Here is a 7,742-nt window from a genome sequence, read left to right as displayed (position 1 = left end):
TTACAAAAATATTTGATTGCCAAAATGGATACTTCTCTCTTTATACCCTAAAGACAAAATTAAATATGCCGCAGATATTGCGTCAAGTGCATCATCATGGGTTTTGTTGTCCCCTTTATAAGCGTAAATATCATTAAATACAGAAGAACTACTGTATTTTGCAATATAAAGTTTCTTGTAAGTAACCGGTGTAATTAACGATGTTATTCTACTAAATTTATTGGACTTTGGTTTAATCGGCACAATTCTAAAATAATGACCCATATTGTTTCTAAGAGTCATATATTCACGAGTCAATGCACCAGCACCTTTAGTATTATCTCTATCTTCTAAGTAAAGTGTATTTACATTGAAATTCTCTAATACAGTTTTGACCATATTCATAATATAAGGATCATTGGCTGGTCGTTGGTCTTGAAATACAAAAGCATAATATTTGTCATCAACCCGATCCATAACACATAAAGCAGTATTGTCGCCCCCAATGCTAAATGCTGGATCCAAATATGCTATTGGGCTAGTAAACACATAATCTTGAGTAATATTAATTTGTGTAAAAATTGAGTCGGTGCTTGCTATCCACTCTCCTAGCAAAACTCTTGCCTTATATGCTGGTATATCTTTATAAAGTTTCTCTTGGGTTTTAATGAATTCTTTACTTAAAAGTACATTATCATAAGTTGTAAAATTATATGTCTTAAAAGTCTCTGTATTATCAATATAATCGGTTTTAAAATAATGTTCTGGATGATCCGGATTGGTATCAAAAATAATAGTTTCTTGTCCACATCTAAGTCTTTTTAATACTTCCTCTAAAGTTTGTTTGTGTAAAGTAGTGGCCTCATTAACAAAAATAAGTGCCGAATTACTACCTCTAAACCTTTCAAAATCACTTGCCTTATCCCCTCCATACAAATTAATACGAAGTGAATCAATCATTATATACGAATTGTTTGTATGTCTTGGCATATAAGAAATATCAAGAAGTTTACATAGCTTTTCAAATTGACCCAAAACATTAACCTCAACTGAACGTTGAGAATTGCCTATAATGAAATTATTAGTATCACTAGAATATAAATTTTTATTTTCAAGTAAACTTTTAATAAATAAATAACATGCAAGATATGTTTTGCCGCTAGCTATACCACCACTGAATATAATCTTCTTTTCATTGTTTTTTTGAATGCTTTTTATTACATTCTTTTGCTTTAGGGTTAAATGTTTCTCTTCAAACTGATCAAAATTGATTAAAGAGTTTATTGGCTTAACAAATTGTGATATATCAATTCCAAACTGATTTTTGTATTGTTTTTGAAATGTTTTAAAAAGTTTTGTTTGATATAAGTTCACTTGTGCCCTTTATTACTTTTATAGTTACTTTTACTATCAACTTCATGAGCAGCAGCAAGTCTTTTCATGCATTCATAGTAAAGCTCCATTTCTCTTACTGAACACTCTTTTATAAGTTCATTAAGCTCAACTTTCAAAGAATTAATATTTTCATTAACAACTTTTGCATTTCGTTTGTTACATTTTTTATTTAAAGAGTCAATTTTAAATCTTAAATCGTCTATTTTTGAAATCATACTAGCAAGCTCAATACTAGAATATTGCTTGAATGCACGTATAAATCCTAATTCTAAATTAGAGCGCTCTAAATCCAATTCGCCTTTAACTTTTTTAGCCTTAACTTCAGATTTAAAAGTTTGTGCTACAAGGTGTTCAAAAGTATCTTCACTAATTGTTACTCTAGAATCTTCGTTAACAGAAGTTTCTCCACTAGCCCATTTTTGTCTCATTCTCCATACATTTACTCTAGAAACTCCGAGTTTAGCTGCTATTTCTCCATCATTTAATGAGCCTTCTCTAAAATATGCAACATAATCATCAAAAGACCTTTTAACTCTTTTCAAGAACATTACCCAAAAGTAATAAAATTAACAAATTGTTACTCTAAATAGTAAGGCAATTTAACAAATTATTAACATAAACTATTAATTTACTTATACATATTAGCTACTGATCTATATTTAGAATATTTATTAAATTTAAATACATAAAAATACAACTTATTTATCTTAAATCCTTTTAGATAAGTATGTTTTATTTTTAAAAGGAGCGTAAATCATGTCAAAAGCTTTTGACGAAAAATATTGTCATTCTTGTGGCAAACCAATTAAAAAAGACAATAAAATTCATATTTTTTATGATCAATCTAAAGACTGTAAATATATAGAAAAATATTATCATAAGGGAAGTCCTACTTGGATTTCCTATTTCGAGACTTCGGACACTGATGATTTCTTTGGTGATTTGAATCCAGGAAGTTTTTCTACTCTCTTTATAGGAGAAAATGATGAATGGAATAGTCTTAGTTTTAAAAATACAAAATATGACTCTTCATCTCCTTCAGCTTATAAGCACTTCGAATTGCGATACTTTTATATAGGCGATTATGGCAACAATCAATACCCAATGCTGATCGATACAGACATTACACAAATAAAAGTTAAATTATCTTTTGATAATGAACCAGAAAAAATTACAAAAGAATTCAATAAAGAAACTGAAAATGAAAACCCTATGTGGAATCTTAAAAAAAACGATTCACATTCTATCATAAGTGGAGAATTGATTACTGTTTATTTAAAAACTTCTGATCCGGGTATAGAAAATTTACTTCCAAAATTATTAAAACATAAAACTGTAACAATTATAATTGAGGTTCCTGAAAGTAAAGATCCTGACAAACTAACTAGATCTATGACTTTTGATCTTGATAATTTTCAAAGATTATACAATAAATATAATGCTTATTTCAAATAAGAAGACAAGACTGGTAATTAGTCTTGTCTTTGCTAATTTATGCTTATAAAACTATTTTTTTATTCTTTTTTCTCTTCAGAACCTTTAAGCTCTTTTTCAATCTTTTTAAGTGCACCATCTATAACTTTAGTTGCCAATTCATTACTATTAGCACCTGTGCCGCCAGGATAACTTTCATTTAAACCTAATTTGTTAGCACACTGCCAAGCTTGCAATCCAACACCACCTTGGTTTTTAACTCTTACACCATCAGTTACTCCAATAGCAGCACCAACCTGTTCTTTATATTTTTCAAATTTACTTTTAGCCTCTTCTAAAGCTTTTTTTCTTTTTTCTATTTTTTCCTTTAAAGTTTTATCAAGATCATTTAATTCCTTTTCAAGTTTTTCTTTATCTTCTTTTTTATCTTTTAATTTTTCTTCTAATTCTTTTTTTAATTTTTTTATCTCTTCTTCATACTCATAATATGTTCCAAGAGTAGTTTTATCACCCGATTTATCTATCTTTTCCTTAAATCCTTTTATTTTGCCTTCAATTTCTTCTTTTAATTTTGAATCTTCATCAACACCTTGAGCTAGTTTCTTTTCACCTTGACCTTGCGGTCCATCAGCTTGCATTAATTCTCCAACTTTTGAAGAAACTTCTGAACCAAGCTTTTTTAAACCGCCAAACAACTCTTCTTTTTTTGCCTCTAAAAATCCCTCAACTTTTCCTTTTGCATTTTGTTCTAGATTTTTTAAATCTTCACTAATTGCATAATTCTTGCAAGAAAGTATCAATTCAAAAACAGAACAAATAATAAACATTTTTTTATTCATAATTGCCCTCTCCTATACTTTAATTTCTATTTTAAATTCTTCTTAAGCTCTTCTAGTGATATTGCATATTCAGCAGTTTTGTCTCCTGAGTCTTTAATTTTATCTCCTGAAAATGTAATATATTCAGAACCATTAATAGTTTCTATCTTTGTTATTATCTCCTTATTTTTGATACCATTTGCATCACTTTGTTCATTATTATATCCATAATACAAACTAGTTCTAAATGATCCACCTTTAGTCATTGCTTTTACAAAGTTATTAACTTCTGACTCTTTTAATGAAAAGAATGTGGCTGAATGTCCCCCAACATTTAAACCTGTTTCAACACCGTCTTGTTCTTTTCTTATAACCAAAGTTCCTAAGTTGCTCCAATCCCCATTATTGTCTTTTTTGTTTTTAATATTTACAGTAAATTCAGAGAATTTTATTGTATCACTACTTGCTTGCCCACTTAAGCCACCCTGATCACTTAAACTGCCTTGATCACTTAAACTGCTTCTAAAATTTCCACAAGAACTTATCAGTACAAAAACTGCACAAATAATAAACATTTTCATTTTTTTATTCATAATTTACTCCTACTCCATAAGTCTTAAGGATAATGCAATACCTATTATATACAATTTTTTAAAGATTTAAATATCTAATTTTGTTACATTTCGGATTACAAAGTAACAAAACTCGAATGTAATTTTAAACAACTCTTGAAAATTTCTCCATTGCAAATGGTCGGGTCATTACAAGAGACTACAAAACACATATAAATTAAATTTCAGAGTATTTGCTATATATCAGTTAAAGTATAGTATCTTTCTTATCCGACCTCCTTAGAAATTGTCACTTCTACTCTTTAAAGCTACTCTACATCCCAAATTCTGCATGCAATGAGAAGCACTATAATTTGACTAAAATTTTAAGTTTTTGGTAAAATATAAATTGCAATTTTTATATATTTTTATTACTTTTACTTAATGTAAAGGTAACACTTATAAGGAGAGGATTTTATGAACATTAATAATTATCTTAATTTAAATAAAGGCGATACAGATTTTTTCCTCAAAATATTTAAAGATTATCTAAAAGTTATAGACGAAAATAAAATTCTTAAAAATTCACTTAAAAATTCAACTAAAACAAAAAAAGAAACTCTAAAACCTAGCCCTAAGTTTTATATAACTCCAAAAACTAGCAAACTAATTGTAAAATGTATCAATCATCTAAAACAAATTGATCCAATATCTGGCTGGTTCGTACATCTACTCTCAATAAGTGGATGTAGGGGTACTGAAATTCAAAAAGTGAAAATGGAAGATATTACTACTCTAAGAAGCGAAACTGGTGAAATTCTTTACAATATCAAAGTAAATGTGGCAAAAAAAAGAAGTGTCTCGTGCATTAGAGAAATTGTCATTAGCTCTAAAGAGTACAACGCTATTAAAATAGCTCATAAGAATCATTTTGAAGATAAAAATCTTGATACTAGACGTACTTATCTTTTCCAAAAGATCAAACACAAATTTAAAGATAATCAAATTAGCATTATCAACATTTCTAGAAAATTCAAAAATCTTCTTAAAAGATCAGGATTTAAAGTAAATAAATCGCTCCATTTATGTAGAAACTTGTTCATTTCAAATTTAAAATCTAGTGGCTACAACTCTTTCCAAATAAAAGAACTTATGAAATACTCTTCAACCCATGAAATTGATAATATCTACGGACTCTCTTCCGCTAACAAAATTCAAGCTTATAAATACGCCAAAAATAGCTTAAAGCTGTAGTATAACTACTTAAGCTTAAATATTCGCTTTGAAGTTACTCTAAATATTTTTCCACGAGCCCTTAAATCAAGTGAATCATATAATATTTCTTTCTCTTTTGTAGCAATAAAGTGAGTTCCATTAACCCCCGTGATTTTAACTTCACTTATTTCAAATTCATTTGCAGTTGCAAAGTAACCAAAAGATTCATATCTCACACTAGTTCTAATACCATAGTAATTTAGTATCATGCAAGGATTTTGAATAAAACAATTGCTTTTAATGTACCCAAGTCCTAAAAATCTGCGATAAGCAACATTTATGCCAAAAGCATTAAATTCAATATTCTTGAACACACTTATATAATAATGTAAGCATAAAAAATAGCATCCCCATCTCTGTATTTCTCCGAGTAAACTCCTATTGTTTTGTTTTATTTTACTAATAAGCATTTTTTAAACCTCCTATGTTAAATAATTTTTTTAATTTTTTTATTTTTAGTGCCCCTTCAAAAGGGGACACTATTTGCATATGTTATATTACTCATATTGCTAGGCACAAAGACTTTATTATTTATTGGTATAAGTTCTTTAAATCTATCTGCTATTGCTCTTTTTTTAGGATCATAATTGAATACAAATTGTTTGAATCTGTAATTCTTATGATTTATTAGTGGATACTCATCCATAATCTTATCAATTTTAATTTTGAGCAAATCTTTTATTGGTTTTTCTCTTTTTTTGTTTTCATTTTGAATTTTATTTAGTTCTACTTTTAAGTTATTAATCTCAACAAGATCCTCCTCAAGATTTATGGCAGACTGCTCGGTTTTAATCTCAAGATCTACACACTCAACATATTCTACAAATTCATTTATCCAATCAAACTCAACTCCAGATTGATAAAAATCACTTTTTTCTACTAAATCTTCAATTTCTTCAACAAACTTATTGAATGTATCATTATCAATATTGTTTGATATCAATAACTTATTCTTATCATTTTTAATGATTTTGTTTCTTAAATCGAAAACTTCTTGCTCACATTTTTTAACAAATTCAAGCACTTTTGCTATTAAAGAATCATTTCTCTTTATCTTACAATTAACTGGCGCAGCGTCTATTAAAAAGAACAAATTACAATACTCAAGTCCAGTACATGCTAGTTGCATTTGCGCCTGCACATAGTATTTGAAAAAATACTTACTACTTAAGAAATTGCCATTTTTATTGTACTCTTCAATAGCACTACTCATATAATGAGAGTCGCTACTCTTAATCTCTAAAAGCTCTATATCACCATAAATATTCATAAACCATCCATCAATTGTTGAGCCTACTAAAGGTTCAAAATTATCTATTTTTTTGAAATAATTATATTTATCAACACCGTTAGCATATTTATTTTTATACAAAACAGCAATATTATCACCATACGCCTTAACAAATTCTCTAAATCCTAAATTTTCCAACTCTTTACCTTTTAACATGTATAAATTCTCTTCAAAAGGCAAACTCATACCAAAATATTTAAGCACGCTATTTATCATTACATTTTTAAGACCAGCTCCACCAATTACAATAGTTCCCACTTCACTAGCTCCATATTTATCTAGCTTGCTTCTTTGCAAACTAAAATCAATATTACGATTAAATCTAAAACACTCTTTACTGCTTATTCCTGGCAATTTCTTGCCTATCTTGCTTAATTTGCTTTTTTCTTTAGTGGGAAGAGCCTTTTCCTCAAATACTTCACATCCAATAAAACTTTGTTGCTCAGCATGTATCATGTCGGACACTCCATTTTGTATATTTTTTTGATTTTTTTCAATGTTTGACATAATCGTCAACCTCCTGAATTAGATTTATAAATAAATATATAGCAAAAACTATTTTTGCCAACTTTTTTGCAAAAATTTTTGTAAAAAATGAGGGTTTAGCTAAAGCCCCTACTTAAAGAACTAAGCTAAACCCCCACTCAATTAGATTTAATTGAATTTATTTAAATAATAGCAATCTTTTATTAGCTATATATATAGTATAGCAAAAACCTTTTTTGTCAATTTCTTTATAAGAATTTTTGCAAAAAAGTGAGACTTAACTGAATTCTTTACTTAAAGAACTAGCCAAGTCCCACCAAAATGAAGCCTTTGTTTTATATGTGCGACACGACGAACATATCATGTAATGGTTACTATATTATAGTAACCATTTTTGTCAATTTTTTACAAGAATTTTTACAACAAAATAAAGACTTTATTAAAGTCTCTTATTAAAGAACTTAATAAAGTATAGTGGGATACTTAGCTGAATTTATTTTAATAAAAATAATT

The 7,742-nt window shown here is 28.2% G+C and carries 8 protein-coding genes; 2 read left to right on the top strand and 6 right to left on the bottom strand.

Translation table 11 applies throughout. The features are described 5' to 3' along the window. Both QIA31_RS05505 and QIA31_RS05500 read right to left on the bottom strand, forming a co-directional pair. A complete protein-coding gene (locus QIA31_RS05505; protein WP_418905377.1) occupies positions 1-1,353 on the bottom strand; it encodes a PBSX family phage terminase large subunit in 1,353 nt (450 codons plus the stop codon). Beyond that, positions 1,350-1,916 carry a DUF603 domain-containing protein gene (locus QIA31_RS05500; RefSeq protein ID WP_418905376.1) on the bottom strand — a complete coding sequence of 189 codons (567 nt, stop codon included), beginning with the start codon at positions 1,914-1,916 and terminating at the stop codon, positions 1,350-1,352. Before QIA31_RS05500 ends, QIA31_RS05505 begins: the two co-directional genes overlap by 4 nt. 214 nt (positions 1,917-2,130) lie before the next feature. Between QIA31_RS05500 and QIA31_RS05495 the strand changes: the two genes are divergently transcribed. Then, complete coding sequence (locus tag QIA31_RS05495) at positions 2,131-2,829, top strand: hypothetical protein (RefSeq protein WP_418905375.1); 699 nt, start codon at positions 2,131-2,133, stop codon at positions 2,827-2,829. A gap of 59 nt (positions 2,830-2,888) precedes the next feature. On the opposite strand, the gene QIA31_RS05490 is transcribed toward QIA31_RS05495, so the two are convergent. Beyond that, complete coding sequence (locus QIA31_RS05490) at positions 2,889-3,647, bottom strand: hypothetical protein (RefSeq protein WP_418905374.1); 759 nt, start codon at positions 3,645-3,647, stop codon at positions 2,889-2,891. Between the two features lie 26 nt (positions 3,648-3,673). Continuing rightward, positions 3,674-4,219: an Erp family outer-surface lipoprotein gene (locus QIA31_RS05485; RefSeq protein ID WP_418905373.1), complete on the bottom strand. Its 546-nt coding sequence runs from the start codon at positions 4,217-4,219 to the stop codon at positions 3,674-3,676. A gap of 435 nt (positions 4,220-4,654) precedes the next feature. Here QIA31_RS05485 and QIA31_RS05480 point away from each other — a divergent pair, with 435 nt between their 5' ends. Then, positions 4,655-5,431: a tyrosine-type recombinase/integrase gene (locus QIA31_RS05480; protein ID WP_418905372.1), complete on the top strand. Its 777-nt coding sequence runs from the start codon at positions 4,655-4,657 to the stop codon at positions 5,429-5,431. Between the two features lie 5 nt (positions 5,432-5,436). Here the strand turns inward: QIA31_RS05480 and QIA31_RS05475 are convergent, their stop codons facing one another. After that, the gene (locus tag QIA31_RS05475; RefSeq protein WP_418905371.1) at positions 5,437-5,862 is read right to left on the bottom strand and encodes a DUF261 domain-containing protein; all 426 of its coding nucleotides are present in this window, start codon (positions 5,860-5,862) and stop codon (positions 5,437-5,439) included. A 56-nt stretch (positions 5,863-5,918) separates the two neighbouring features. Further along, positions 5,919-7,250 carry a DUF244 domain-containing protein gene (locus QIA31_RS05470; RefSeq protein WP_418905370.1) on the bottom strand — a complete coding sequence of 444 codons (1,332 nt, stop codon included), beginning with the start codon at positions 7,248-7,250 and terminating at the stop codon, positions 5,919-5,921. Positions 7,251-7,742: the final 492 nt, after the last annotated feature.

This window comes from [Borrelia] turdi, assembly GCF_030439285.2.
GTDB lineage: Bacteria > Spirochaetota > Spirochaetia > Borreliales > Borreliaceae > Borreliella > Borreliella turdi.
Note: the sequence above shows the minus strand (reverse complement) of the source record. Positions and strands in the feature narration are given on the sequence as shown.